We start from the raw sequence: 24,522 nt of genomic DNA, 5'->3' as shown, positions 1-24,522 counted from the left end.
CTTGCGCCCGAGTCCCTGCCATGCCTATGAAGCGGAATGATCCTGGTGTGCCCCAATTGCGCGACGCGCTATGTCGTGCCCGACACAGCCGTCGGTACGAACGGCCGCCAGGTCCGCTGCGCCGCTTGCAAGCATAGCTGGTTCCAGGCGCCGCCGGTCCTGCCCGAACGGGAAACGCCCGTTGCTGCCGCACCGGTCGAGGCTCCGGCACCGATAGCGCCGCCCGAACCCGTTGCGCCGCCTCCGCCGCCGCCCACAGCACCGCCGCCTCCGCCCGTCGTCGCGCCCGAACCGGTCGCCGCCGATCCTGTTGTGGTGGAAGACGCCGCCGTCGTCGCCGAACCGTCAGTCGCAGCATCCGTGACGGCGCCGGTTACCGCGCCTGCCGATCACCGGTTTGATGACATCTATGCCGGCGCGCCGGTTGATCCGGTCGAGGAAAGCCGTTTCGTCCCTGTCCCGGCCGTCAAGGCACGACGCAATCCGATCAAGCTGTGGACCTATGCCGCGATCGGATTCTGCCTGATCGTCGCCGCATTGGGTGGCGCCTTCACCTATTTCGGCCCGCCCGCCTGGATGGTGTCGATGGGCCTGGTCGCCGAGGAGGGCGATCCCGACCTGCTGTTCTACCTGTCCAAGCCTGCGGAACGCCGCAAGCTGCCGACGGGCGAGGAATATTTCGCCTTTGGCGCGCGGATCGTGAACAGCGGGACGCAGACACTGCCGGTGCCGCCGGTACTGGTGCAGTTGCGCGACCGGCAGAACCGGCTGGTGTTCAGTTGGACCACCAAGGCGGACAAGACGCGGCTGAAGCCCGGCGAGGAAGCGTCGATCAACGAGAGCCGGATCGACATTCCGAAAAATGCCGAAAATCTCTCGCTGACCTTCGTCCAGTAATTGGCGTTCAATAGGGCAATCGGTCAGGGATAGCTGACCGTCTTCGGACGCCCCTGCGGGATGGGGATGAACTCCTGATCGTCGCCGGGGATCAGCGGGAAGCGCATCGCTTCCCAATCCTCACGCGCCTGCATCAGCCGGTCCTGGGTCGAGGCCACGAAGTTCCACCAGACATGGCGCGGGCTGGTGAACGCCTCCCCGCCACACAGCACGACGCGGCCGCCATCGACGCTCATCAACGTGGCCGATGTGCCTGGGCGGAGGACGTAGAGCGTCTGCGGTGCCAGCATCCGGCCGTCGAGCGCCGCGTCGCCTCCCGATACATAGAGAGCCCGTTCGTCGGCGGACGGGTCGATGGCGATCCGGCCGCCGGGCGACAACTGGATATCGGCATAGATGGTCTGGGCATAGGTGGTGACGGGCGAGGTCTCGCCCCAGAGCGATCCCATGATGACGCGCGCGCGGACATGGCCGTCGTCGATCACCGGCATGCCACCCTCCCCCACATGCTCGAAAGCGGGGTCCATTTCCTCGAACCGGTCGGGCAGAGCGAGCCAGGTCTGGATCGCCGACAGCTTCGACAGTTTCACCCGCTCATCGTCGGGCGAGCGTTCGGAATGGACGATGCCCTTGCCCGCCGTCATCAGATTGACCGCGCCGGCCTCGATCAACTGCTCCGTGCCGAGGGAATCGCGGTGGAGAAAGGCGCCTTCATACATATAGGTGACGGTGGCGAGGTTGATGTGCGGGTGCGGGCGGACGTCGATCCCCTGTCCCGCGCCGATCTTGGCAGGGCCGGCCTGATCGAAGAAGATGAAGGGGCCAACCATCGTACGCCCCTTGACCGGCAAGGACCGGTACACCCGGAAATCGCCCAGATCATGGCTGGTGGGCGTGATCGTCTGGATGATGAGATCGTCGGCGATCATCAGGCTTCTCCGGGTGCACGGGCCTTGATGGCAAGGGCGTGGACCTTTTCGGCGAGCAGATCGGCAAGGGCGTCGTTGACGAGGCGCTGGCGCGCGACGCGGGTCTGGCCGGTGAAGCGATCGGACACGATCTCCACCGTGAAATGGCTTTCGCCCGAACCGTCATGGCCGGCATGGCCACGATGCTTTTCGCTGTCGTCGATGACGGCGAGATGCTCGGGCGTCAGGGCAGCGCGCAGGCGCGCTTCGATTTCGGTGGCAACGGGGCCTTTGAGGTCTGTGGTCATATTTCCTATATAGGCTGCTTTGCCAGCAGATCATCAGGACAATCTTGAGCAGCGACCCTTTCTCGACACGCCGTTTCAACCGTTTCCATGGCCGGGTGGAGGGCGACCGGCCCTGCGCCGCGCCCGGATGCCCGGAGCCGGGCGAGTTCCGCGCGCCCCCGGCAGAGGGCAGCGCCCGGCCGGGTGACGAAGGCCCGCGCTGGCGCTGGTTCTGCCTGGAGCATGTGAAGGCCTTCAATCAGGGCTATAATTTCTTCACCGGCATGTCGCCCGATGAGATTGCCGCTGCACAGCGCCCCTTTGCCGGGTGGGAGCGGGAAACGCGGGCCTTTTCCTCCAACGCCCATAGCCCGCCGCCCAAATGGGCGGATTTTTCCGACCCCCTCGACGCGATCGGCGCCAAGTTCAGGGAACGGATGGCCAAGGCGAAGGCGGACGCGCAAGTGCGGCAGGACGGGAAGTTCCTGTCGGCCGAGGATCGCAAGGCCATGTCGGTCATGGGCCTGTCCATCAATGCCGACCGCAAGGCGTTGCGAACGCGCTATACCGAATTGCTGCGCCGCTATCATCCCGACCATAATGGCGGGGATCGCAGTCATGAAGGGGCGTTGCAAAGCGTGATCGAAGCCTATGGTCATTTGAAGAAGGCTTCGGTTTTCGCTTAACTTCGCACTTTTCCCGCATATTTCGACATTATCGTGCGGGAATAGGAAATTTTGCTGCGCATGTGAGGGGTGAGCCGATGGGTAGAAAGAGCCGGCTGCCTTCATAGCATCAGGGCAGGATGTAGGACAGCGCAGCCCCCTTGCCCCCGTCCGACAGGGCTGTCATAGCGCCCGGCCTTTCAGAATCCCGGAGACTTTTCATGCAGCAGGTGCCGCGCGCGCTGGGCCTCGATTTCGGCACGACCAACAGCGTGGCCGCGCTGGCGGCAGGCGGGGATTCGCAACTGGTGGAATTTGCCGGCGAACAGGCGACCGGCGCGGTGTTTCGCTCCGCGCTCTGTTTCTGGCATGACGATGTGGTGAAAGGCGGCATGGCGCATGAGGCAGGGCCATGGGCGATCGCCGAATATATGGAATATCCTGAGGACAGCCGATTCCTGCAATCGTTCAAGTCGGTGGCGGCCAGCCCCATTTTCGAAAGCGCCAATGTGTTCGAAAAGCGGTTCCGCTTCGAGGAACTGGGACAGATGTTCCTGAATCGGATGATCGGCCATGCCGGCGGCATGCTGGACAAGCGGCCGGAGCGGATCGTTGTCGGCCGCCCGGTCGAATATGCCGGATCGCGGCCCGACGAGGCGCTGGCCCGCAAACGCTATGACGCGATGTTCGACGGGTTCGGCACCGAGGTGCATTATGTCTATGAGCCGCTGGGCGCAGCGTTCAGCTACGCCAGCCGGATCGACCACGCCGCCACCATATTGGTTGCGGATTTCGGCGGGGGTACCAGCGACTTTTCGCTGGTGCGGATCGAGGCACCGGGCGCGGCGCGACGGGCGACGCCGCTGGGGTCGGCGGGCATCGGCCTGGCCGGCGACCGGTTCGACTATCGCATCCTCGACAATCTGGTGCTGCCGATGCTGGGCAAGGGCGGTAGTTATCAGAGTTTCGGCAAGGAACTGGAGATACCGCGCAGCTATTTCGCCGACTTTGCCGACTGGTCGCGACTCGCCCTGATGCGCAATCGCCGCACGATGGAGGAACTGGCCCGGTTGCAGAAGACGGCGAAGGAGCCGGCGGCGATCGGCCGGATGATCACCGTCATCGAAAAGGAATTGGGCTATCCGCTTTATGATGCGGTGGGCGCGCTGAAACGGGCATTGTCGGAACAGGAAAGCGCGACTTTCCGCTTTTCGGGCGGTGGGCTGGAGATTGAGCAAAAGGTGTCGCGCGCCGATTTCGAGGGCTGGATCGGGCCCGATATCGCGCAGATCGAAGCGACGGTGGACAAGGCACTGGCCAAGGCCAATGTGACGCCTGATACTATCGACCGGGTGTTCCTGACCGGCGGATCGTCCCTGATTCCGGCGATCCGCGACATTTTCCGGGCGCGTTTCGGGCAGGACAGGCTGGCGACCGGGGGCGAACTGACCTCCATCGCCCATGGGCTGGCGCTGATCGGCGAGGAAGCCAATTTGGCGGAATGGGCAGCTTGATCGTCGCGTTGCGAAGCGCCACTCTATCGACACGCGCTTTGAATCTGGGTTAGGGCGCGAGTGACTCGCAGAAAGATGACGGACCCGATGACCGATATTTCCAACGTCCAGCCTGACACCCGCGCCGAAACGCTGCTGGAAGCGCCCGATCGCGAAGTGGATGCGCGGGAGATTTTCGGCATCGATATCGACATGAAGATCCCGGCCTTTTCGGAAGCCGACGAGCGCGTCCCCGACCTCGACCCCGCCTATGTGTTCGACCCGGACACCACTTTGGCGATCCTGGCGGGCTTTGCCTATAATCGCCGCGTCATGGTGCAGGGCTATCATGGCACCGGCAAGTCGAGCCATATCGAGCAGATCGCCGCGCGCCTGAAATGGCCGTGCATCCGCATCAACCTGGACGCGCATATCAGCCGTATCGACCTGGTCGGGCGCGACGCGATCGTGTTGCAGGACGGCCAGCAGGTGACGCAGTTCAAGGAAGGCCTGCTGCCATGGGCGTTGCAGCGTCCGGTCGCTCTGGTGTTCGACGAATATGATGCCGGTCGCCCGGACGTGATGTTCGTGATCCAGCGCGTGCTGGAGACGGACGGCAAGATGACCTTGCTCGACCAGAATCGCGTGATCCGGCCGAACCCGCATTTCCGCCTGTTCGCCACCGCCAACACGGTGGGTCTGGGCGACACGACCGGCCTCTATCATGGCACGCAGCAGATCAACCAGGGCCAGATGGACCGGTGGAATCTGGTCGTGGCGCTGAATTATCTGCCCGCCGCGACCGAGGCGCAGGTGGTGCTGGCGAAGTCGGGCGAATATGATCATGAGGGCGGCCGCAAGGAAGTCGAGAATATGATCAAGGTGGCCGAACTGACGCGGCAGGGCTTCATCAACGGCGATATTTCGACCGTCATGTCGCCCCGCACCGTGATCAGCTGGGCGCAAAATGCGCTGATCTTCAAGAATGTCGGCTTCGCCTTCCGCCTGAGCTTCCTCAACAAATGCGATGAGGCGGAGCGGGCGCTGGTCGCCGAATATTATCAGCGCGTGTTCGGTAAGGATCTGCCGGAAAGCGTGGCGAGCCGGGCGAACTGACCGTTCGCCCTGCTAGTGGCGCTTTTTGCACGGCAGGGAGACAGAAGATGATCGTCGTCGAACGGATCGACCCCAATGGCGGCACCGCGCACCGGATCAGCATCCGGGGCCATGAAATTGTCGCCGACATGTCGGCGCCGGACGGGCATGATGCCGGGCCGGACCCGCATGACCTCTATGATACGGCGCTGGGCGCGTGCAAGGCGATGACCATGCTCTGGTATGCGCAGCGCAACGCCATTCCGGTGGAGGCCATCCATGTCGGCGTGGTTCGCGATGCGAGCCAGGAGCGCAAGGGCATCTACAAGCTGACCACGCGTATCGCGCTGACCGGAGACATGAGCGACGAGCAGCATGACAAGCTGATCGCGGTGGCGGCGAAGTGCCCGATCCACAAGCTGATGAGCGAAGTCGAGACGCAGATCGAGACGATCGCCGTGCCCCGCGTCGGGGAGGCGGAGCGGCCATGAGCGAGGAAGCGGTGATGGAACGCAGCGGACTCCCATTGGCCAGCGCATTTAATTTGCGCGATTTCGGGGGTTATCCAACGGCCGATGGGCGCACGATCCGGCGCGGCATGCTGTACCGGTCGGGCACGATGGCGTTGCTGACGCCGGAGGACAGCGCGCAATTGCGATCATTGGGCATCCGGGCGATCTGCGATTTTCGGCGTCCGGGCGAGCGCAGGTCGGAGCCGACCAGTTGGCATGACGCGAGCGTCGATTATTATTGCCGCGACTATAGCGGGGCGACCGGCGTGCTGGTCGACATGGTGCGCGAGGAGCGGACGACGGCGGCCGACATGAAGGCCGCGATGCTGGCCGTCTATCATGAGATCGCAACCGACCATGCGGAGGCCTATGCCGCGATGTTCCGGCAGATGCTGGCGGGCCATTTGCCGATCCTGATCAACTGTTCGGCGGGCAAGGACCGGACCGGCGCGGGCGCGGCGATGGTGCTGGCGGCGCTTGGCGTGTCGCGCGACGTCATCATCGAGGATTATCTGCTGACCAACAGCCATGCCGACTGGACATGGCGACTGGCGCAGGGCGAGAGTCACCTCAGCCGGTTGAAGAAGGCGCGGGCGGATGTGCTGGAACCGTTATTGGTTGCCGACGTCGCCTATCTGGAAGCGTTGTTCGCGCATTTCGACCGGCTGCATGGCGGCGTCGACGGCTATTTGCGCGATGTGCTGGGTGTAGGTGTGGTCGAACAGGCAGCGCTGCGTGAGGCGTTGCTGGTTCCATGACCGAACGGTCCCCCATCGACGCCTTCAAGGATGTGCTGTCCGGCGTGGCGCGCGCGATCACCCGCGACGCAGAGGTCGAGGTCGGCTTCACCGCCGATACGCCCCATGCCGTGGGCAAGGCGATCAAGGTGCCGACGCCCGGCCGCGCTTTGCCCGCCGATCAGGTGGCGCTGGCGCGTGGCTTTGCCGATGCGTCCGCGCTGAAGCTGCGCCATCATAACCCCAGGATCCACGCCCATTCGGCGCCGGGCGAGGCCGTGGCGCGCGCGGTGTTCGACGCGGTCGAGCAGGCGCGGGTCGAGGCGATCGGCGCCCGGTCGATGGAGGGCGTGCGCGCCAACCTCAATCATGCGCTGGAGCTGCGGCTGAAGTCCGATGCGATCCGCCGGGCGCGGTCGGCCGACGAAGTGCCGCTGTCCACTGCGCTGGTATTGAAGGTACGCGAGCGGCTGACCGGTCAGGCGATCCCTAAGGATGTGGCGGCGGGCGTCGCGATGGTCGACCAGTGGATCGAGGACAAGGCCGGTGCCGATCTCGACGCGCTGACGATGGCGATCGACGACCAGCGCGCGTTTCAGAAGCTGACGACGGCGATGCTGGAGCATCTGCAACTGGTCGACGCCGATGTGCCGCCCGATACCGAAGAACCCGAAGCCGAGGACGAAGGCGAGGATCAGGAAGATCAACAGGAGGAAGGCGAGAGCGGCCAGGAGGAATCCGGCGACAGCGACATGAACGCCGAGGCGCGCGCCGAGGACAAGGGCGGCGACACCGAAGACGGCGAAACCGACTATAGCGACGAATTCGACGCCGACAGCGACGAAGGCGCGGACGATATGGGCGAGGAAGGCATGATGCCGGTCCGCCCCAACCGGCCGATGTCCGACCTGCCACCCGGTTTCGACTATAAGTCCTATACGATGAAGTTCGACGAGGTCGTCGCGCCGGAAGAGCTGTGCGACGAGGATGAGCTGGCGCGGTTGCGCGGCTTCCTGGACCAGCAGCTGGTCAGCTTGCAGGGAGCGGTCACGAAACTGGCCAACCGGTTGCAGCGGCGATTGATGGCGCAGCAGTCGCGGTCGTGGGACTTCGATCAGGAAGAAGGCATGCTGGACGCGGCCCGGCTGGCGCGGATCGTGATCGATCCTACCCATTCGCTGTCCTACAAGATCGAACGCGATACCGAATTTCGCGATACGGTCGTCACGCTGCTGATCGACAATAGCGGTTCCATGCGCGGGCGGCCGATCAGCATCGCGGCGATCAGCGCCGACATCATGGCGCGCACACTGGAGCGGTGCGGGGTCAAGACCGAGATTCTGGGCTTTACCACGCGGGCGTGGAAGGGCGGGCAAAGCCGCGAGGAATGGCTGGCCGCCGGACGGCCGCCGATGCCGGGTCGTTTGAACGACCTGCGTCATATCGTCTATAAGAAGGCGGACGATCCGTGGCGGCGCGCGCGCAAGAATCTGGGCCTGATGATGCGCGAAGGGCTGCTGAAGGAAAATATCGACGGCGAAGCGCTGCTGTGGGCGCATAGCCGACTGATCGCGCGGCCCGAAGAGCGGCGCATCCTGATGGTGATTTCCGACGGCGCGCCGGTGGACGATTCGACCCTGTCGGTGAATAGCGGCACCTATCTGGAGCGGCATTTGCGGCAAGTGATCGACTGGATCGAGAATAAGTCGCCGGTGCAGCTGGTGGCGATCGGCATCGGGCATGACGTGACGCGCTATTATCGGCGCGCGGTGACGATCATGGACGCCGAGCAGCTGGGCGGCACGATGGTCGAGCAGCTGGCGGGCTTGTTCGACGAGGATTGATCCCGACATAGGGACGGGTTGAGCCATGCGCCGGACAACGTTCGGGGCATGGTTCGCTATTTTCAGGAGAGTGATGACGTGAGTGTCGCCTTTCGTCGCGAGAGCGACGATGAGCATATGGAGCCCAAGTTCGAGCTGCCGATCCCTTCCGGCCCCAATTGGGTGACGGTGCGGGGATTGCGGCTGACGCGGGAGATGGTCGAGGCGCTGGAAGCCGTCGATACCGTCGGCATGGAGGAAGAGGCGGCCAAGAAGCATAAGCGGGTGCTGCGCTACTGGCGCACGCGGCTGGCGACGGCGGAATTGCGGCCGCCGGCGGATGGCGAGGTCGTCGCTTTCGGCACGCGCGTCACCTATCGACTGAACCGGCAGGAAAAGACGATCGCGCTGGTCGGTGATGACGAGGCGAATCCGCATGAGGGACGGATCAGCTTCTCCTCCCCCCTCGCCCGCGCGATGATGGATGCCGAGGTCAGCGAGAAGGTCGATTTTGCCGGGAAGGTAGAGGCGGTGGAGATCGTGGCGATAGCGGTGGTCAGCGAAGACTGATCTGCCCCCTAACCGACACAAAAAAGCCCGCCGGTTTGCGCCGGCGGGCTTTTTCATGACATAAAAAACGAATCAGGCGCCGCGGGCGGCCTCGAACAGGAACCATGCGCGCTGTTCGGCCTGATCGGTCCAGTCGTCGACAATGCCTTCAGTGGCATTGTCGCCCGCTTCAGTCGCGGCCGCCTTTACCGCGCGGAAAGTTTCGACCAGCGCCAGATTGTCGTCGCGCAGTTCCTTCAGCATATCGGCGGGCGCGACGAATTCGGCGTCATTATCCTTCACCGTCTGGTGGCGGGCGATGTCGCCGATGGAGCGCAGGGTGACATTGCCGGTCTTGCGCACGCGCTCCGCGATCAGATCGGTCACGCCCAATATCTCGGTCGCCTGCTCATCGAACATCAGATGATAATCGCGGAAATGCGGGCCGGAAACGTGCCAGTGGAAATTCTTGGTCTTGAGATACAGCGCATAGGCATCCGCCAGCGCGCCGTTCAGCGCATCGGCCACGGACTTGGTGGCGTTGCTCTTGAGATCGGTCGGGGTCTTCAGATCGGGGGCCGTCATGCCATGTCCTCCTGTTTCGCGAGAAATGATTTCGGACATATAATGATCGCGGGCGAAGTTGGTGCCATTTTTTGCAGCGCAAAATCCCGATCAGCCTGATCCAGCCGGTCGATCAGAGGCCGGCGATCAGAGCAGACCAACCGCCGAAAGGGCCATGAGCGCGCCCGTGGCGAGCATCAGCCCGCCGCCGCTCCAGCGGATCGCCCGCAGCGGCAGGACCGCCAGCATGCGGTCGCGGGCCAGCACGACAGGCACCAGCGCGGTGATGACACCGATGGCGCCGCCGATACCGGCAAGCCAGGGATCGGCGGTGCGGGTGGCGATGCCGAGTATCAGAAATTGCGGGCCATCGCCGAAACCCAGGATTAAGAGGCCGATGGCGGTGGTAAGGCAGGCGCCCAGCCGCCAGCCACTGAGCGTGTCGGGCTGACTGACCGGCCAGAACAAGCCAGCGCCCAGGAAGAGGACGGAAAGCGCCATGAACAGGAGCCGCGCGTCCGGCCCCAGCATCGGGCCGATCCACGCCCCGGCGAAGGCGGAGATGGCGGCATTGGCGATTGCGGCGATCATGATGCCGGCGATGATCGCGCCGTTGCGGTCATAGCGGGCGGCGAGCGCGAGGACGAGCAACTGGCTCTTGTCGCCCATCTCGCCAAGCAGGCAGCCGAGCAGGGCGATGAGTAGTGCGTCCATCAGGTCGTGCGAATCAGGCGCGCAACGGCAGCGTGGCGACCGCAGCGGTGCGCGGGATCATCGGGATGATCGCGGCGTCGGGCATATCCTCCGCAAGCGAATCACGCATCAGGTCGAGATAGGACAGAACGATCGGGCCGAGGCCGTGCAGCAACAGGGCCGATTCGAGCGTGCCGGCCAGCCGCTCGATCGTGTCGAGGCGAAAGGCGCGGGCGATATGGCGGATCTGGGCCAGTTCGTCCTGCATACGGAGTGCGGAGACATGGCCGCGCTGGCTCGCGAGGCCGTCGACCCGGCGCATCAGGTCGCTCAAAATGGCCAGTTTCGGATCATGTCGCATGGGAAAATCCCCCGTCTATCGCCCCATGAGAGATGATGCGCCCGATTGGTTAAAGCCATGTAAAGCGTGGATCGGACGCCGCCGATTATCGCCGCAGCCTTGACATGGAGCCGAATCTGCCCCAAGGGCCAGCGCTGAAACGGGGCGGTCCGCTGTGGGCCGCTTTTCTTTTTACGCATTTCAAGACCAGGGAATAGGGCCATGGCCAAGCCGGCAACCGTCAAGATCCGTCTCGTCAGCACGGCTGACACTGGTTTCTTCTACGTCACCAAGAAGAATCCGCGCACCAAGACCGAGAAGTTCAGCTTCAACAAGTATGACCCGGTCGTGCGCAAGCATGTCGAATTCAAGGAAGCCAAGATCAAGTAAGCCGCTTGCGGGCATCACGCCCGCGCGCCTGATCAGTCGCTTCTGACGAACAGGAAAAGGTCCGTCCCATGTGGGAGCGGGCCTTTTGCTGTTGCTGTCGATTCGGACTGTCCCGTGCTCTTGATTCAAAAGGAAAGGGCGCTCCTTGCGGAACGCCCCCACCCCAACCCAGGGCTGGGCCGGCCATGCCCCCGGCATGGCCTGAACAGCGCGGGGCGCCGTTCACCCAGCCCTCCTGAAGGGGAGGGGCTTTTCAAGTGCAATGCTTAGTTGCCGACCGGCTTGGCGTCGGTGCGACGCACGACGATGGTCGAGGAACGCGGCTGCTGACCAGCGACCGGCCAGTCACCCGTGGGATGCTGGATGTTCACGAAGAAGGTCTTGAGGTCCGGCGTATAGGCAAGGCCAGTGATCTCGCAGCCCTTCGGGCCGACGAGAAAGCGCGAGGACTTCTTGGTGGTCTGGTCGATGTAGAACATCGCGTTCTGGCCGAAGATCTGCTCGATCGTGCGGGCCGAATCACCCGAATTGCCCGGAACGCTGTGGTCGGTCTGGACCCACAGGCGACCCTTGGGGTCGATGCGGATGCCGTCGGGGCTGGAGAAGGTGTCGCCGTTGATATTGCCTTCCAGCTTGTCGCCGAAGCCGGCCAGCGACGGATCACCCGCCAGCAGGAAGATTTCCCAGCTGAACTTCATGGCGAGCGGCGAATTGCCCTCTTCCTTGAACTTGATGATGTGGCCATGGCGGTTGCGGGTACGCGGGTTGGCCGCATCCACGACGGCGCGGCTGCTGTTGTTGGTCAGGGTCACGAAGACGGCGCTGTTGTCGGGCGCGACCGTGATCCATTCCGGACGGTCCATGACGGTGCCGCCGGCAACGCGGGCAGCCGAGATGGTGTTGATGAGGACATCCGCCTGATTGTTGAAGTCGACGGTAGCGGGGGTCTGCGGACCCTGGCTGACATTGCCCGGATCAGTGGCGCCGACGATGAGGCCGTTCTGGCCCTGGACCAGCGCGCGCCATTCGCCGGTGCCGTCCGCGTTGAAGCGGGCGACATAGAGCGTGCCATGGTCGAGCATGTCGCGGTTCTGGCTGCGGTTGCTGCTGCTGAAGGCGCGATCGCAGACGAATTTGTAGATGCAGCCCGGCGTGCCGTCATGGCCCATGTAGAAGGCGACGCGGCTGTTCGCGTCGGCCATATAGGCGGTGTTTTCATGATCGAAACGGCCAAGTTCGGTGCGCTTGGTCGCCGCGTCCAGTTCCTGATAGGGGTCGATTTCGACCACCCAGCCGTAATTTTCGGCGGGCTGCGACGGATCGAGATAATTGTCGGTCGATTCTTCGCAGGTCAGGTAGGTGCCCCAGGGGGTACGGCCCGACGAGCAATTGTTCAGCGTGCCCTTGATCGAGGTCGAGAGCAGACCCGCAGCGCGGCCGCTGGCGCGGTAGAGGCTGTTGCCGGTGTAGCGCTTATTGTACTTGGAGCCGGCCTTGACCGCCCACTTGCCGTCCGAACCCTTGGCGATTTCGACGACGCCGACACCTACGGCCGACAGGGCGATGGCGCGCTGCTCTGCGGTGGCGGTGGTGGGGTCTGGCTGGCCATCGGCGAACAGGATGTTGAAGTCGGGCAATTCAAAGTTGGTCGCCAACAGGCCGCCGCTGTTCGCGTCGGTGCCGGACAGTTCATAATATTCCATGCCGTCATGATTGCCGCCGGCCCATTTTTCAGCCTGGTCCGCCGTCGGGAAGCTGCCCGAATAGGGCGTGCCGGCTTCGACCGAGTCGCCGGCCTTGAGCAGGATGTCGACGGTGTAACCGGTCGGCACGGTAACGGTATCGTTCATGTTGGCGGCGACGGGGGCGAAGCTGATCGCATAACTGTCCGTCGGGGTCGGCGTGGGGGTTGGCGTCGGCGTGGGCGTACCCGAATCATTGTCATCGTCACCGCATGCAGCAAGCGAGCCGAGCAGCGGCAGGACGGACAGGCCGAGCAGGCCGTTCTTGAGCACCGAGCGGCGGCCCGGATTGGCGGCAATGATCGCTTCCAGGCTCTGGTCGCCCATATCGATGGTGGGCTGCGCGGCGCGATAAGGCGCGCGCGCTTCGTCGGTCAGATGAGACATGTGAAAACTACCCCTGTGCCTACAGGCTGTCGGCAACGCGCCGCGCCCTTGCGCAGCGGGGGATGGCGCAGAAGAATGACGCACAAAGGGCGGGTTGATGAAGCCCGCATGAAAGGAAAATGACGATCCCGTGAAGTGCGTTACGGGACCGTTACAGAAGCGCGTTCACCTGTTCGACAAAGCGCAGCACCGAAATGGGCTTGGACACATAGGCCTGTGCGCCGGCGGCCCGGATACGATCCTCATCCCCCTGCCCCGCATAGGCGGTGACGGCCATGATCGGCACGGCGGACAGGCGATCATCCGCTTTCAGCGAAATGATGAGATCGAGGCCGCTGACATGGGGCAAGTGAATGTCGGTGATGACGAGGTCGGGCAGGAAGTCGCGCGCCTGGGCCAGTACGTCGCGCCCGTCGCGCAGGGGCAGCACTTCATGCCCGTGCGCGCGCAGCAGGTCGCAAAAAAGTTTGAGATTGAGTTCGTTGTCCTCGACAACGAGCACGCGCTTTGCCACCAGTCACCCGCGGTCCGAAAATGATTTTGGAGCGCCCGAACAGCCGCTCCGCCCCGAAAGCCGATCATGCGACCCGACACAGAGAATGGCAAGCAGGATAGCAGTCCCGACCCTGCGACTTTGGCGCTGATGGCGCTGGGATGGACACTGAGCGAGGGGTCGCGTGCCGACCGGTTGCTGTCGCTGACCGGGCTGGACGTCGACGCATTGCGCGCCGGGATCGGCGATCCCACCATATTGAGCGCGGTGCTGGCCTTCCTGGCCGACCATGAACCGGACCTGATCGCCTGCGCCGAGGCGATCGACACCACGCCCGCCGCACTGATCGTGGCGCAGGAGAGATTGAGCCGATGACCCGTCCCCTGATCATCACCGATTGCGACGAAGTGCTGCTGCATATGGTGGTGCCGTTCCGCCAGTGGCTGGACGAGACGCACGCCGTGCATTTCGACATGCAGGAACGCGGCTTTGCCGAGGCGCTGCGTCACAAAGATAGCGGCGTGGTCGTGGAGCGCGAACTGGTGTGGGAGCTGCTGCGGGGTTTTTTCGAGACGGAGATGCACCGGCAAACGCCGATCACGGGCGCGGTCGAGGCGCTGCACCGGCTGTCGGCGATCGCCGACATCGTCGTTCTGACCAACATCACCGAGCGGCACCAGCAACCGCGCGCCGATCAGCTGGCGACCCATGGCCTGCATCTGCCGGTTCAGTGGAACCAGGGTGGCAAGGGTCGCGCGCTGGCGAAGATCGTCGCGGAGCGGCAGCCGGGCGTTGCTGTGTTCATCGACGATCTGGCCGAACATCATCATTCGGTGGCGCTCCATGCGCCGGACGTATGGCGGCTGCATCTGGTCGGCGAGCCGGAAATGGCAGATTATGTCGAAGATGCGGCCTATGCTCATGCCCGGATCGACCAATGGGCGGCGGCCGAAAGCTGGATTGCCGAGAAGCTGGCGCAAGGGCCGGCACCGATCGACGTAGATAATAATCAAGGAGTGTTTTCATGAGCATCGAAGCCCGCCTGACCGAACTGGGCATCACCCTGCCGCAGGCCGCCGCGCCCGTCGCCGCCTATGTCGCGGCGGTCGAAGCCAATGGCCTGCTGCATATCAGCGGCCAGATCGCGCTGGCGCCCGACGGCCTGATGACCGGTCGCCTGGGTGAAGACCGCGACCTGGACTATGGCGTCGCTGCCGCGCGGGTGTGCGGCCTGAACCTGATCGCCCAGATCAAGGCGGCGCTGGGGTCGCTGGACCGGGTCGAGCGGATCGTGAAGCTGGGCGCCTTCATCAGCAGCGCGCCGTCCTTCACCGACCAGCCCAAAGTCGCCAATGGCGCGTCGGAACTGATGGTCGAAGTGTTTGGCGAAGCGGGCAAGCATGCGCGCAGCGCGGTCGGCGTGCCGGTGCTGCCGCTGGGCGCTGTGGTCGAGATCGACGCGGTCGTGCTTGTCAAAGCGGACGCCTGATTGGCTGACGGCCCGGCCCTTCGCCCATCGCGGACTGCATGGGCCAAAGGGCGGGCAAAGGCTGAGCGAAAACGGGATGGCGGCGTTCGACGCCGCCATCGCCGGGCATTTCGGCATCGAATGCGATGTCCGGGCGAGCCGGGATGGCGTCGCCTTCGTCTTTCATGATGCCGCGCTGACGCGGATGACCGGGCGCGACGCGGCGGTCGCGGCGCTGGACGCCGCCATATTGGACCAGATCACCCTGCCAGATGGCGGTGCGATCCCGCGCCTGTCGGCACTGCTAACGCGATGCGGGGGACAGACCCCATTGCTGGTCGAGATCAAGGCGGACGGACGGCAGGTCGAGGCCGTTTGCGCGGCGGTGGCGCGCGATCTGGCGGCGTGGCCCGATGCGCCGGTGGCGGTCATGTCCTTCAATCCATGGGCAGTGCGCTGGTTCGTGCGACAGCGAGTTGGACAGGTAAAAGGCCTTGTCGTGACGCAGCAGGGCAAGGGCTGGTTGCGCGGGTGGATCGAACGCGCCCTTGCACTTTGGCTGTCGACACCCGATTTTCTGGCCTGTGATATTCGCGACCTGCCATCCCGCCTGTCCCGCCATGCCCAAGCGAGGGGGCTGTCCGTGCTGACATGGACCGTGCGCAGTGAGGCCGATCGCGCGAGCGCCGCCTCCCATGCCGCCCAGATCATCTTCGAGCGCGCCCGTGACTGACGTGGTCGCCCGCATCGCATCGGGGGTCGCGGATTTCGACAGGGCGCAATGGGACGCCTGTGCAGGACAAGGTAACCCATTTATAAGTTGGGATTTTCTTGTCGCATTGGAGCGATCCGGCAGTGTCGGTAAGGGCAGCGGCTGGCAGCCCTTGCCGATCGTGATCGACGGGCCGGACGGGCAGATTGCGGCCGCCGCGCCGGCCTATGGCAAGAGCCATAGCCAGGGCGAATATGTGTTCGACCATGGCTGGGCCGAGGCGTGGGAACGGGCGGGCGGGCGTTATTATCCCAAGATCCAGATCGCCGCGCCCTTCTCCCCCGTGCCCGGTCCCCGGCTGCTGCTGCGCGACAAGGCCATGGCGCCCGCATTGATCGCCGGGATCGAGATGCTGGTGGAGCGCAACGCGCTGTCGTCGGCCCATGCGACCTTCATCGCGCCGGACGAGGTACCGCTGTTCGAGGCAGCGGGCTGGCTGATCCGGGAGGACAGCCAATATCACTGGACCAACCGGGGCTATGGCAGCTTTGCCGATTTCCTGACCGACCTGTCGAGCGAGAAGCGCAAGAATATTCGCAAGGAACGCGCCCGCGCGGTCGAGGGGCTGGAGATCGTCCACCTGACCGGCAGCGACCTGACCGAGGCGCATTGGGATATTTTCTGGGAATTTTATCAGGATACTGGCGCCCGCAAATGGGGGCAGCCCTATCTGACCCGCACTTTTTTCTCCCTGTTGGGAGAAACGATGGCGGACCGGGTGCTGCTGATTCTGGCGCTGCGCGATGGACAGCCGATCGCGGGCGCGCTCAACCTGATCGGCGGCGACACGCTTTACGGCCGCTATTGGGGTTGTTCGCAGGATGTGCCCAACCTGCATTTCGAGCTGTGCTATTATCAGGCGATCGACGCGGCGATCGCGCGCGGTCTGAACAAAGTAGAGGCAGGTGCGCAAGGCGGTCATAAGCTGGCGCGCGGCTATGCGCCGGAGCCGACCTTTTCCGCGCATTTCCTGCCCAATGCCGGATTTCGCCGGGCGGTCGCCGATTTTCTGGCGGCCGAGCGGGAAGGCGTGCAGCGCGACCGAATGTGGCTCGCGGAGCGGACCCCGTTCAAAAAAGGCGGCTGATCAGGCGGCGCGCAGCTGGCCGGCGGCGATGAGGGCGCGAGCCTGACGCTGAGCTTCGGCGATCTGGCGGGCGGTCATTTCCTCGGCGATTTCAGCGCGCATCGACTGGCCCTGCTCGCTGCCACGCAGCGCGGCGAGGTTGAACCATTTATGTGCTTCGATAAGGTCGATCGGCAAGTCGCCAGTGCCGCAGCTATAGGCGACGCCGAGATCGAAACACTCGTCCGCCGAACCATAGGTCGCCCGCGACTGGCGGGCCTGCATAAGAAATTCTGCGCTCTTGATACTGTTAGCCATGATCTTTCCCCCGTCTTTCAAACTAGCTCAATGGATTGCGACCCCTTTTCCACGAAAAGCAGGTTTGACCGGGAAGCGATAAAAAATAGTTAACGGGATTTTTGCCATAATGGCCTGATCATTAGACTTTCCGCTAAGGCAGAAAATTGATGATCCTGCGCACTTCTTATAGCCAGTAGCGGATTGGGACTGGCATCGACAGGCCATTGCCCGCATAGCCCCCGCATGAGTCCCCTGCCCCACGCTTCCCCCCCATCCGCGCCCAAGGATATCCAGTTTCGCGAATTCGTGCTGCTGTGCGCCTGCCTGATGGCGATGAACGCCCTGTCGATCGACCCGATGCTGCCGGCCCTGCCCGACATCGGCCGCGATCTGGCGATCCCGCATCCCAATGATCGGCAACTGATCATCAGCGTCTATTTTCTGGGGCTGGGCTTTGGATCGCTGCTGTTCGGCGTGCTGTCCGACCGGTTTGGGCGCAAGGCGGTGCTGGGCGGTGCGATGGCGCTGTTCATCGTCTCTTCCATCGCCTGCGCCAGCGCGCACAGCTTTGCCATGCTGCTGGCCGGCCGGGCCAGCGCCGGGTTTTTCGCCGGGGCGAGCCGTGTCATCACCGTGGGCATCGTGCGCGACCGGTTCAAGGGCGATGCCATGGCGCGGGTCATGTCACTGATCTTCGCGGTGTTCATGCTGATCCCGGTGATGGCGCCGAGTTTCGGGTCGGCGATCCTGCTGATCGCGCCGTGGCGCTGGATATTCTGGGCGCTGGTGATCCTGGCCAGCCTGATCCTGATCTGGATGATGGCGCGGCTGCCCGAGACGCTAAAGCCGGAAAACCGGATGCGAATCACGCCCGGCGCCCTGCTCCAGACGGTCGGCCTGGTCATCCGCACGCGCAGTTCGATCGGCTATATGCTGGCAAGCGGGGTGGTGATGGGCGGCCTGATCGGCTTCATCCTGTCGATCCAGCAGATTTTCTTCGATGTGTTCGACGCGCAGGCGATCTTTCCGCTGGGCTTTGCAGTGATCGCGGGCAGCATGGGAATCGGCAGCCTGATCAATAGCCGGCTGGTGTCGCGCTTCGGCGCGCGGCGCATGAGCCAGAGCGCGCTGATCGCCTTCATTCTGATCGCGGCCGTGCATCTGGCGGTGATCCTGGCGGGCATGGAGACATTGATCACCTTCATGGTGTTGCAGGCGATGACGATGATGACGGTGTCCTTCACCGCGTCCAATTTCAGCGCCATTTCGATGGAGCCGTTCCACAAGGGAGCGGGCGTCGCTTCTTCCTTCCAGGCGTTCCTGACGACGGCCCTGTCGAGCGCGCTGGGCAGCATTGTGGGTCGCGCCTTCGACGGGACCACCCTGCCCTTTACCATCGGGCTGCTGGTGTTCGGGGTCGGCTCCTTCCTGATCGTCATCTGGGCCGAGCGCGGCAAGCTGTTCACCCGGCCCAATCATGGCGCGATGCGGGAGGCGGAGGTCGACTTCCACTGACCGGTGGTGCCCTTTCCAGGGGGCTTCGACAAGGTTCAGCCCGAACGGGCGCGTAGATGATCCCAAGCCTATTCAGACAAAGAAAAAGGGGCGGTTTCCCGCCCCTTCTTTTTGCTCCGAACTCTTGCCGGATCAGGCGTCCTTGCCGCCCGGCGTGGGTGCGCCCGGCAACGGCGGCACCGGCTGGGGCGGGACATCGGCGTCACCTTCCGCCACATCCACCACGCCGCGCCCGACATGGCTGCGGCTGCGGCTGTAGCCGAAATAGACCAGCAGACCCAGGGTCGCCCAGCCGACGAACATCAGCTTGGTTTCAACGCCCAGGCTCCAGAAGAGATAGACGCAGCCGGCGATGGCGATCGGCGCGGTCACATAGATTGCAGGCGTCCGGAAAGGACGTTTGCGATCCGCGTCGGTCTTGCGCAAGCGCATCACCGCGATCGACACGGCGGCAAAGGCGAAGAGCGTGCCGGAGTTGGAGATGTCCGCCAGAATCCCGACCGGGAAGAAGGCAGCGAACAAAGCGACGAAGATGCCGGTCAGGATGGTGATGACATGCGGCGTCTTGTAGGTCGGATGCACCTTCGAGAAGACGGCCGGGAGCAGGCCGTCGCGGCTCATGACGAAGAAGATGCGGGTCTGGCCGAACATCATCATCAGGATGACCGAGGGCAAAGCGAGGCCAGCGGCGAGGCCGAGCAGGTTGCCGATCTGGGGCCAGCCGATTTCACGCAGGGTCCAGGCCAGCGCTTCCTTCGAGCAGGTGACGGCTTCGGTGCCGGCGGCGGCCAGCGCGGCGCATTGCTGCGACAGAGCGGTCGAACCGGGGGCCAGCGCTTCGCCAGCGGGGCCATAGACTGGCTGCGCCCCGACGGTGCCGATGACGCCGGCGGCGACCAGCATGTAGAAGATGGTGCAGATGCCCAGCGAGCCGATCAGGCCGATCGGCATGTTACGCTGGGGGTTTTTGGTTTCTTCGGCAGCGGTGGATACGGCGTCGAAGCCGACATAGGCGAAGAAGATGGAGGCAGCCGCCGCCGAGATGCCCGAGAAGCCGAGCGGGGCGAAGGGGGTGAACTTGTCCATGTTGATGACCGGCAGGGCCAGCACGATGAACAGGGTCAGCGCGGCGACCTTGATCGCGACCAGCACGGCGTTGACGGTCGCGCTTTCCTTCGTACCGATGACCAGCAGCCAGGTGACGAGCGACGCGATCAGCATCGCCGGCAGGTTGACCATGCCGCCATCGAACGGCCCGCGCGTCAAAAGGTCGGGGATGTCGAGATGGAATGTATGTTCGATGAGGCCGACGACATAGCCGGACCAGCCCACCGATACAGCGCCCGCAGCGACCGCATATTCAAGGATCAGCGCCCAGCCGACCATCCAGGCGATGAGTTCGCCCATCACGGCGTAGCTATAGGTGTAGGCGGACCCCGATACGGGGACCATTGCCGCCATTTCGGCGTAACAGAGCGCGGCTACCGCGCAGACGAAACCCGCGATGACGAAGGAGAGCATCATGCCGGGGCCGGCCTTCTGCGCCGCCTCCGCCGTGAGCACGAAGATGCCGGTACCGATGACGGCGCCGATGCCCAGCATGGTCAGCTGGAACGCGCCCAGTGACCGATGCAGCGATTTCTTCTCGGCCGTCGCCAATATGGCGTCGAGAGGCTTTACGCGCCCGAAAATCATGAATGATGCCCTTTTGTCTTCATTGTTTTGCCCGGGCGGCTTTGCACCCGCTCCCTTTGGCTATGAACGCGAGACTATCGCCTAATCCGCCACGCGCAAGTATGTTGCGTTCACGCGACATTCCGATGCAGTAGCGGCGCGGACTGACATGGGACTGACAGGAGCCGGACGATGATCGAATTGCTGCGCGCGCAGGGGCTGGAGAGCGTGCCCCATGGCTTTACCGGGCGGCGCGGCGGGGTGTCGGGCGGCATCCATGCGGGGCTGAATGTCGGGCTGGGATCGGCGGACGCGCGCGAGGCGGTGCTGCGCAACCGCGATCTGGCGCGCGACGCGCTGCTGCCGGGCGCGACTCTGGTGACGGTGCATCAGGTCCATTCGCCTGATGTGGTGAAGGTGACGGCGGCCATTGCCGAGGGTGATCGGCCTGCCGCCGACGCCATGGTGACCGACCGGCCGGGGCTGGTGCTGGGGATATTGACCGCCGATTGCGTGCCGGTGTTGTTCGCCGATGCGCAGGGCGGCGTCGTGGGCGCGGCCCATGCGGGATGGAAGGGTGCTATCGGTGGGGTGACCGACCGGACGATCGAGGCGATGGTGGCGCTGGGCGCCGACCGGAGCCGAATCGCCTGCGCCATCGGGCCGTGTATCGGCCGGCTGTCCTATGAAGTGACGGACGATTTCGCGGCGCATTTTGCGCAGGCCGATGCCGCGAACGAGCGGTTCTTTACGCCGGGGCGGCCGGGCCATTGCCAGTTCGACATCGCCGCCTATGTCGCGGCGCGGCTGGCGGCTGCCGGGATCGGGCGGATCGCGATGCTGGACGAGGATACATACAGCCAGCCCGACCGATTCTATAGTTATCGCCGGTCCTGCCACCGCAGCGAAAGCGACTATGGGCGACAGATTTCAATGATCGCGCTACCGGGATAATCAGCGCCGGGCCACGCTGGCATGCTTGTCCTCGCGGCGGCGACCGACCAGCATGCCGCGCTCCAGCCGGGCGCAAAGCGCCGCATAATAGTCCGAGAGGAAGGCGTAATCGTCGCCATCGTCGGGCAGGCCCGCCTTGCGCCGGATGGTTGCGGCTACGGTGACGATCGCATCGTCCTGTCCGTTGCGCAGGACATTTTCCAGCGTCTGCAATTCGTAAATGCCATAGAGGTCGAGCGCTGCGTCGGTGAAGATGCGGCGCGGTTGCTGCGCGCGGGTGGCGACCAGATCATCGCCCAGCTTGGCGCGGACGGTGTTCACGACCCAGGTGCCCGCCAGCAGATCCCCCACTCGCAGCCGGTCGCGGTTGAAGAGCGGGAAGAAGAGGAAGATGCCGGTCCAGCAGAGCGCGAAGAGGGTGAGGAAGCCGTCCGCCGCGCCATCCGCGGCCTGCATGCCGAGGAAGGAAAGCGGCAGGAAAATCTCGATCTCACGCAAGGCGTTGCGGGCGATCACCGCGCCGCCGGTCAGCCGTCCGCCATCGCGCGCGACGACGCGCAGGCCCAGCAGCCGCTTGCCCGGCGTGGCGCCGCGCCCGCCCATTTCGAACAGGATGAACCAGCCGTTGCGCAGCATGAAGGCGCCGATCAGCCAGAGGATCATGAAGATCTCGGCGCGCGCCTTGGCAATGCCGAGCAGGCCGATCGCGACGGTGGTGAGGATCAGGCTGATGAAAAGGATGAGGATGTCGAGGAGGAAGGCCGACGCCCGCGTCCCCGCGCTCGCCAGTTCGAGGCGCAGGTCGACCCCTTCGGGCGTGACGAAGCTGCGCCGCAACGAGGCGGGCGCCTTTCGCTCGCGCTTACGCCGCCAGCGCATCGGGAGCCTCCTGCCGGCGGGGGAGATAATAATAGGCCAGCCAGCCGGCGAGCGCGGCGAGGCCGATGCCGTAGCGCATCGCATCCTGCTGAATCGTCTGGCGTCCTATCCCTTCGAGCAGGCCGGCGACCAGCAGCATCAGCACCACGCCGGCCATGGCGATGGCGGCGCTGCGCCCAGCGATGACGGCGGCCTCGGTCCGTTCATGGCGGCCGGGGAAGGCGACGGCGGTGCCGATCCTCATGCCCGCCGCGCCAGCCAGGATGATGGCGAACATTTCGGTCGAGCCATGGATGGTGAGCCAGCCGAGGAAGTTGAGGCCCAGCCCCTTGCTGGCGAACAGGCAGAGCATCGCGCCCAAGGTGAGGCCGTTATAGAGCAGCAGCAGCACGGTCGGCACGGTGAAGGCGAAGCCCAATGCGAAGGCGAAGATCGCGACCTGGCTGTTATGGGTGAAGAGATAGGCGGCGAAGGTGGCGAGGCCCCCGCCCTCCTGCGGGCCGTAGATGGTGGCGCGCAGCGTTTCCACGCTTGCGGCGGGATCGCGGCCGCTGGCCATCGCGTCGGGGATGATGCTGTAATACCAGCTGGCGTCGGTGGCCACGAGCCACCAGCCGGCGATGACGCCCGTCAGCGTCAGCACGAAGCTGACCAATGTTTCGCGCCACAGCCCCTGTACCGCGAGCGGCCAGTCGGTGCGGAAGAAGCGGCCGAGTTGGCGCATGGCGGTGTCGGGCACGCCATAAAGCTGGAAATAGGCGCGGGTGCAGAGCTGCTCCAGATAGGTGGTGAGCGCCCGGTCGAGCGAGGTTTCGCGCGCCACCGACAGGGAGGACAGCGCCGAGCGGTAAAGCAGGGGCAGCGCGAGAATATCATCCTCCGACAGCACGCGGACCGAGCGCTTTTCCATGCGGGTGACGAGTTGGTCGAGCCGGTCCCATTCCGCTTCATGCGCGGCGCGGAAACGGCTGGCATTGACCAGCGGCGGGGCGGCAGAGCCCTGGACAAGAGCGCTCATAGCAGGTTCCTCCGCTTGAGATCGACATAGCCCTGGACCAGCCGGTCAGCGACGCGATCATGCTCCGCCTCGATCACATGGGCGCCGAGGTGGCGCAGCCGGGTCAGCACGGTCAGCCGGTCGCGCAGCAGGGCGGCGGCGGTGACGGCGCGGGTGACGTCGTCGGCGCTGGCCGGGCGGCGGTCGATGATGGATTCCAGTTCCTCGTCGCGCAGCACCACGACCAGCAGCAAATGCGTTTCCACAAGCCGGCTGGCGGCACGGACCAGAAATTCGGCGGAGGTGAGGTCGGTAAACTCGGTGAACAGCACGATCATGGAGCGGCGGGTGAGTCGGGTCGCCAGCGTGGTGAGGGCGTGGGTATAATTGCTTTCGTCGCCGCCATAGTCGATCTGGGCGGCGAGCCGCTGAAGTTCGCCGAAGGCCGCCGCGCCCGAGACGAGGCCGCTGGCAATGCGCGGGCGCGAATCGAAGGCATGGAGCGCGACCCGATCGCCCAGCTTCAAGGCGACCCAGGCGGTCAGCAGCATGGCGGACACCACTCGGTCGAGCCGGGGGAGGCCGGCCACCGGCTCGCTCATCTGGCGGCCGGCGTCGATGGCGAAGACGATCTGGTTGTTGCGTTCGGAGCGGAATTCCTTGGCGTGCAGCTTACTGTGACGGGCGGACTGTTTCCAGTCGATCGCGCGCCGATCCATGCCGGAGCGAAATTCGACCAGCGCGTCGAAATCGGCGCCGTCGCCACGATCGACCTGCGCCATCAGACCCTGAAGCGCATGGCGCTGGAAAATCTGTGCGCCGCGATCATGGACCGGGCGGATGTCGGGCAGGATCGCCATGCTGGCGTCGAGCGGCAAGATGCGTTGTTTCCAGACGAGGCCGAGCGACCCTTTCCAGCGCAGCCAGCCGCGGGCCACCCGCGCGGTGCCGCGCCGGGTGGTTTGCAGGGGAATGGCCGCTCCCCCCTTTCCTTCGGTCAGGTCGATCCAGAGGCCGTCTTCATCCTGCGTCAGCAATGGCCCTATATCGAGCAGCAGTTGCGCGCGTGCTGTGCCGGGGATGGTGACTGTCGCCCTGCCCTCCACGCTCGCCCCGACGCTGGCGGTCTTGGGGAGGGTGAGGTGCAATTGCGCCCGCCCCGGCCGCGCCCCGCCCAGTGCGTCGGCGAGGCACGCCAGCAGCACCGCGACCGGCCAGGCCAGCGCGGCATACCAGCGGCCCGGCAACATCAGCGCGACCAGCAAAGTGACAGGCACGCCGGCCGCCGCGCAGAGGATCGCAGTGCGGGTGGGGTAGATCAT

At 64.6% G+C, this 24,522-nt stretch carries 28 protein-coding genes; 16 read left to right on the top strand and 12 right to left on the bottom strand.

Annotation, left to right across the window (positions count from 1 at the left end; genetic code table 11):
- Nucleotides 1-36 precede the first annotated feature (36 nt).
- Nucleotides 37-897: a zinc-ribbon domain-containing protein gene (locus RQH62_RS11200; RefSeq protein WP_311268840.1), complete on the top strand. Its 861-nt coding sequence runs from the start codon at nucleotides 37-39 to the stop codon at nucleotides 895-897.
- Nucleotides 898-920: 23 nt separating this feature from the next.
- Here RQH62_RS11200 and RQH62_RS11195 read toward each other — a convergent pair whose 3' ends face one another.
- Nucleotides 921-1,826 (bottom strand): pirin family protein, encoded by a 906-nt coding sequence (locus RQH62_RS11195; protein WP_311268839.1) that lies wholly within the window; start codon nucleotides 1,824-1,826, stop codon nucleotides 921-923.
- Nucleotides 1,826-2,113, bottom strand: coding sequence for a BolA family protein (locus tag RQH62_RS11190; RefSeq protein ID WP_311268838.1), 288 nt, complete (start codon nucleotides 2,111-2,113; stop codon nucleotides 1,826-1,828). The genes RQH62_RS11195 and RQH62_RS11190 overlap by 1 nt, the downstream gene beginning before the upstream one ends.
- A gap of 44 nt (nucleotides 2,114-2,157) precedes the next feature.
- Between RQH62_RS11190 and RQH62_RS11185 the strand changes: the two genes are divergently transcribed.
- From RQH62_RS11185 to RQH62_RS11155, 7 genes are all read left to right on the top strand, one after another.
- Nucleotides 2,158-2,778 carry a J domain-containing protein gene (locus RQH62_RS11185; RefSeq protein WP_311268837.1) on the top strand — a complete coding sequence of 207 codons (621 nt, stop codon included), beginning with the start codon at nucleotides 2,158-2,160 and terminating at the stop codon, nucleotides 2,776-2,778.
- 200 nt (nucleotides 2,779-2,978) lie between these two features.
- Nucleotides 2,979-4,271 carry an Hsp70 family protein gene (locus RQH62_RS11180; RefSeq protein WP_311268836.1) on the top strand — a complete coding sequence of 431 codons (1,293 nt, stop codon included), beginning with the start codon at nucleotides 2,979-2,981 and terminating at the stop codon, nucleotides 4,269-4,271.
- 87 nt (nucleotides 4,272-4,358) lie between these two features.
- On the top strand, nucleotides 4,359-5,366 hold the full coding sequence (cobS, locus tag RQH62_RS11175; protein WP_311268988.1) for a cobaltochelatase subunit CobS: 1,008 nt from the start codon (nucleotides 4,359-4,361) through the stop codon (nucleotides 5,364-5,366).
- A gap of 47 nt (nucleotides 5,367-5,413) precedes the next feature.
- The gene (locus tag RQH62_RS11170; protein ID WP_311268835.1) at nucleotides 5,414-5,836 is read left to right on the top strand and encodes an OsmC family protein; all 423 of its coding nucleotides are present in this window, start codon (nucleotides 5,414-5,416) and stop codon (nucleotides 5,834-5,836) included.
- The gene (locus RQH62_RS11165; protein WP_311268834.1) at nucleotides 5,833-6,615 is read left to right on the top strand and encodes a tyrosine-protein phosphatase; all 783 of its coding nucleotides are present in this window, start codon (nucleotides 5,833-5,835) and stop codon (nucleotides 6,613-6,615) included. Before RQH62_RS11170 ends, RQH62_RS11165 begins: the two co-directional genes overlap by 4 nt.
- A complete protein-coding gene (gene cobT, locus RQH62_RS11160; protein WP_311268833.1) occupies nucleotides 6,612-8,438 on the top strand; it encodes a cobaltochelatase subunit CobT in 1,827 nt (608 codons plus the stop codon). The genes RQH62_RS11165 and cobT overlap by 4 nt, the downstream gene beginning before the upstream one ends.
- Nucleotides 8,439-8,516: 78 nt before the next feature.
- A complete protein-coding gene (locus RQH62_RS11155; RefSeq protein ID WP_311268832.1) occupies nucleotides 8,517-8,987 on the top strand; it encodes a GreA/GreB family elongation factor in 471 nt (156 codons plus the stop codon).
- A gap of 72 nt (nucleotides 8,988-9,059) precedes the next feature.
- Here the strand turns inward: RQH62_RS11155 and RQH62_RS11150 are convergent, their stop codons facing one another.
- The 3 genes from RQH62_RS11150 to RQH62_RS11140 all read right to left on the bottom strand — a co-directional run bounded on the left by RQH62_RS11150 (nucleotide 9,060) and on the right by RQH62_RS11140 (nucleotide 10,584).
- Nucleotides 9,060-9,551 (bottom strand): DNA starvation/stationary phase protection protein, encoded by a 492-nt coding sequence (locus RQH62_RS11150; RefSeq protein WP_311268831.1) that lies wholly within the window; start codon nucleotides 9,549-9,551, stop codon nucleotides 9,060-9,062.
- A gap of 126 nt (nucleotides 9,552-9,677) precedes the next feature.
- The gene (locus RQH62_RS11145) at nucleotides 9,678-10,244 is read right to left on the bottom strand and encodes a TMEM165/GDT1 family protein (RefSeq protein ID WP_311268830.1); all 567 of its coding nucleotides are present in this window, start codon (nucleotides 10,242-10,244) and stop codon (nucleotides 9,678-9,680) included.
- 13 nt (nucleotides 10,245-10,257) lie between these two features.
- Entirely contained in the window at nucleotides 10,258-10,584 is a 327-nt protein-coding gene (locus RQH62_RS11140; protein ID WP_311268829.1) for a hypothetical protein, read from the bottom strand.
- Between the two features lie 201 nt (nucleotides 10,585-10,785).
- Here RQH62_RS11140 and rpmG point away from each other — a divergent pair, with 201 nt between their 5' ends.
- Nucleotides 10,786-10,953: a 50S ribosomal protein L33 gene (gene rpmG / locus RQH62_RS11135; protein WP_043154839.1), complete on the top strand. Its 168-nt coding sequence runs from the start codon at nucleotides 10,786-10,788 to the stop codon at nucleotides 10,951-10,953.
- 266 nt (nucleotides 10,954-11,219) lie between these two features.
- Here rpmG and RQH62_RS11130 read toward each other — a convergent pair whose 3' ends face one another.
- Together RQH62_RS11130 and RQH62_RS11125 are read right to left on the bottom strand one after the other, a co-directional pair.
- Nucleotides 11,220-13,082, bottom strand: a complete 1,863-nt coding sequence (locus tag RQH62_RS11130) for an alkaline phosphatase PhoX (protein WP_311268828.1) — start codon at nucleotides 13,080-13,082, stop codon at nucleotides 11,220-11,222.
- Between the two features lie 151 nt (nucleotides 13,083-13,233).
- On the bottom strand, nucleotides 13,234-13,596 hold the full coding sequence (locus RQH62_RS11125; RefSeq protein ID WP_311268827.1) for a response regulator: 363 nt from the start codon (nucleotides 13,594-13,596) through the stop codon (nucleotides 13,234-13,236).
- Between the two features lie 66 nt (nucleotides 13,597-13,662).
- On the opposite strand from RQH62_RS11125, the gene RQH62_RS11120 reads away from it, so the two are divergent.
- The 5 genes from RQH62_RS11120 to RQH62_RS11100 all read left to right on the top strand — a co-directional run bounded on the left by RQH62_RS11120 (nucleotide 13,663) and on the right by RQH62_RS11100 (nucleotide 16,902).
- Complete coding sequence (locus tag RQH62_RS11120) at nucleotides 13,663-13,950, top strand: DUF3572 domain-containing protein (protein ID WP_311268826.1); 288 nt, start codon at nucleotides 13,663-13,665, stop codon at nucleotides 13,948-13,950.
- Nucleotides 13,947-14,603, top strand: coding sequence for an HAD family hydrolase (locus RQH62_RS11115; protein WP_311268825.1), 657 nt, complete (start codon nucleotides 13,947-13,949; stop codon nucleotides 14,601-14,603). The genes RQH62_RS11120 and RQH62_RS11115 overlap by 4 nt, the downstream gene beginning before the upstream one ends.
- Nucleotides 14,600-15,064, top strand: a complete 465-nt coding sequence (locus tag RQH62_RS11110) for a RidA family protein (protein WP_120251100.1) — start codon at nucleotides 14,600-14,602, stop codon at nucleotides 15,062-15,064. Before RQH62_RS11115 ends, RQH62_RS11110 begins: the two co-directional genes overlap by 4 nt.
- A 76-nt stretch (nucleotides 15,065-15,140) precedes the next feature.
- Complete coding sequence (locus RQH62_RS11105) at nucleotides 15,141-15,776, top strand: glycerophosphodiester phosphodiesterase family protein (protein ID WP_405053540.1); 636 nt, start codon at nucleotides 15,141-15,143, stop codon at nucleotides 15,774-15,776.
- Nucleotides 15,769-16,902, top strand: coding sequence for a GNAT family N-acetyltransferase (locus tag RQH62_RS11100; RefSeq protein ID WP_311268823.1), 1,134 nt, complete (start codon nucleotides 15,769-15,771; stop codon nucleotides 16,900-16,902). Before RQH62_RS11105 ends, RQH62_RS11100 begins: the two co-directional genes overlap by 8 nt.
- On the opposite strand, the gene RQH62_RS11095 is transcribed toward RQH62_RS11100, so the two are convergent.
- Nucleotides 16,903-17,199, bottom strand: coding sequence for a hypothetical protein (locus RQH62_RS11095; RefSeq protein WP_120251102.1), 297 nt, complete (start codon nucleotides 17,197-17,199; stop codon nucleotides 16,903-16,905).
- 225 nt (nucleotides 17,200-17,424) lie between these two features.
- Between RQH62_RS11095 and RQH62_RS11090 the strand changes: the two genes are divergently transcribed.
- Nucleotides 17,425-18,696, top strand: coding sequence for a multidrug effflux MFS transporter (locus RQH62_RS11090; protein ID WP_311268822.1), 1,272 nt, complete (start codon nucleotides 17,425-17,427; stop codon nucleotides 18,694-18,696).
- Between the two features lie 132 nt (nucleotides 18,697-18,828).
- Here RQH62_RS11090 and RQH62_RS11085 read toward each other — a convergent pair whose 3' ends face one another.
- Nucleotides 18,829-20,391: an amino acid permease gene (locus RQH62_RS11085; protein WP_311268821.1), complete on the bottom strand. Its 1,563-nt coding sequence runs from the start codon at nucleotides 20,389-20,391 to the stop codon at nucleotides 18,829-18,831.
- A 171-nt stretch (nucleotides 20,392-20,562) separates the two neighbouring features.
- Here RQH62_RS11085 and pgeF point away from each other — a divergent pair, with 171 nt between their 5' ends.
- Nucleotides 20,563-21,324 carry a peptidoglycan editing factor PgeF gene (gene pgeF / locus RQH62_RS11080; RefSeq protein WP_311268820.1) on the top strand — a complete coding sequence of 254 codons (762 nt, stop codon included), beginning with the start codon at nucleotides 20,563-20,565 and terminating at the stop codon, nucleotides 21,322-21,324.
- On the opposite strand, the gene RQH62_RS11075 is transcribed toward pgeF, so the two are convergent.
- From RQH62_RS11075 to RQH62_RS11065, 3 genes are read right to left on the bottom strand one after another with little or no spacing between them, the layout of a single operon-like run.
- Complete coding sequence (locus RQH62_RS11075) at nucleotides 21,325-22,203, bottom strand: RDD family protein (protein WP_311268819.1); 879 nt, start codon at nucleotides 22,201-22,203, stop codon at nucleotides 21,325-21,327. It lies immediately after the preceding gene.
- Nucleotides 22,187-23,221, bottom strand: a complete 1,035-nt coding sequence (locus RQH62_RS11070; protein WP_311268818.1) for a stage II sporulation protein M — start codon at nucleotides 23,219-23,221, stop codon at nucleotides 22,187-22,189. The genes RQH62_RS11075 and RQH62_RS11070 overlap by 17 nt, the downstream gene beginning before the upstream one ends.
- Nucleotides 23,218-24,522, bottom strand: coding sequence for a DUF58 domain-containing protein (locus RQH62_RS11065; protein WP_311268817.1), 1,305 nt, complete (start codon nucleotides 24,520-24,522; stop codon nucleotides 23,218-23,220). Before RQH62_RS11065 ends, RQH62_RS11070 begins: the two co-directional genes overlap by 4 nt.

The sequence above is a fragment of the Sphingobium sp. WCS2017Hpa-17 genome (assembly GCF_031843765.1).
GTDB lineage: Bacteria > Pseudomonadota > Alphaproteobacteria > Sphingomonadales > Sphingomonadaceae > Sphingobium.
This window is presented reverse-complemented; position numbering and strand designations above follow the sequence as displayed.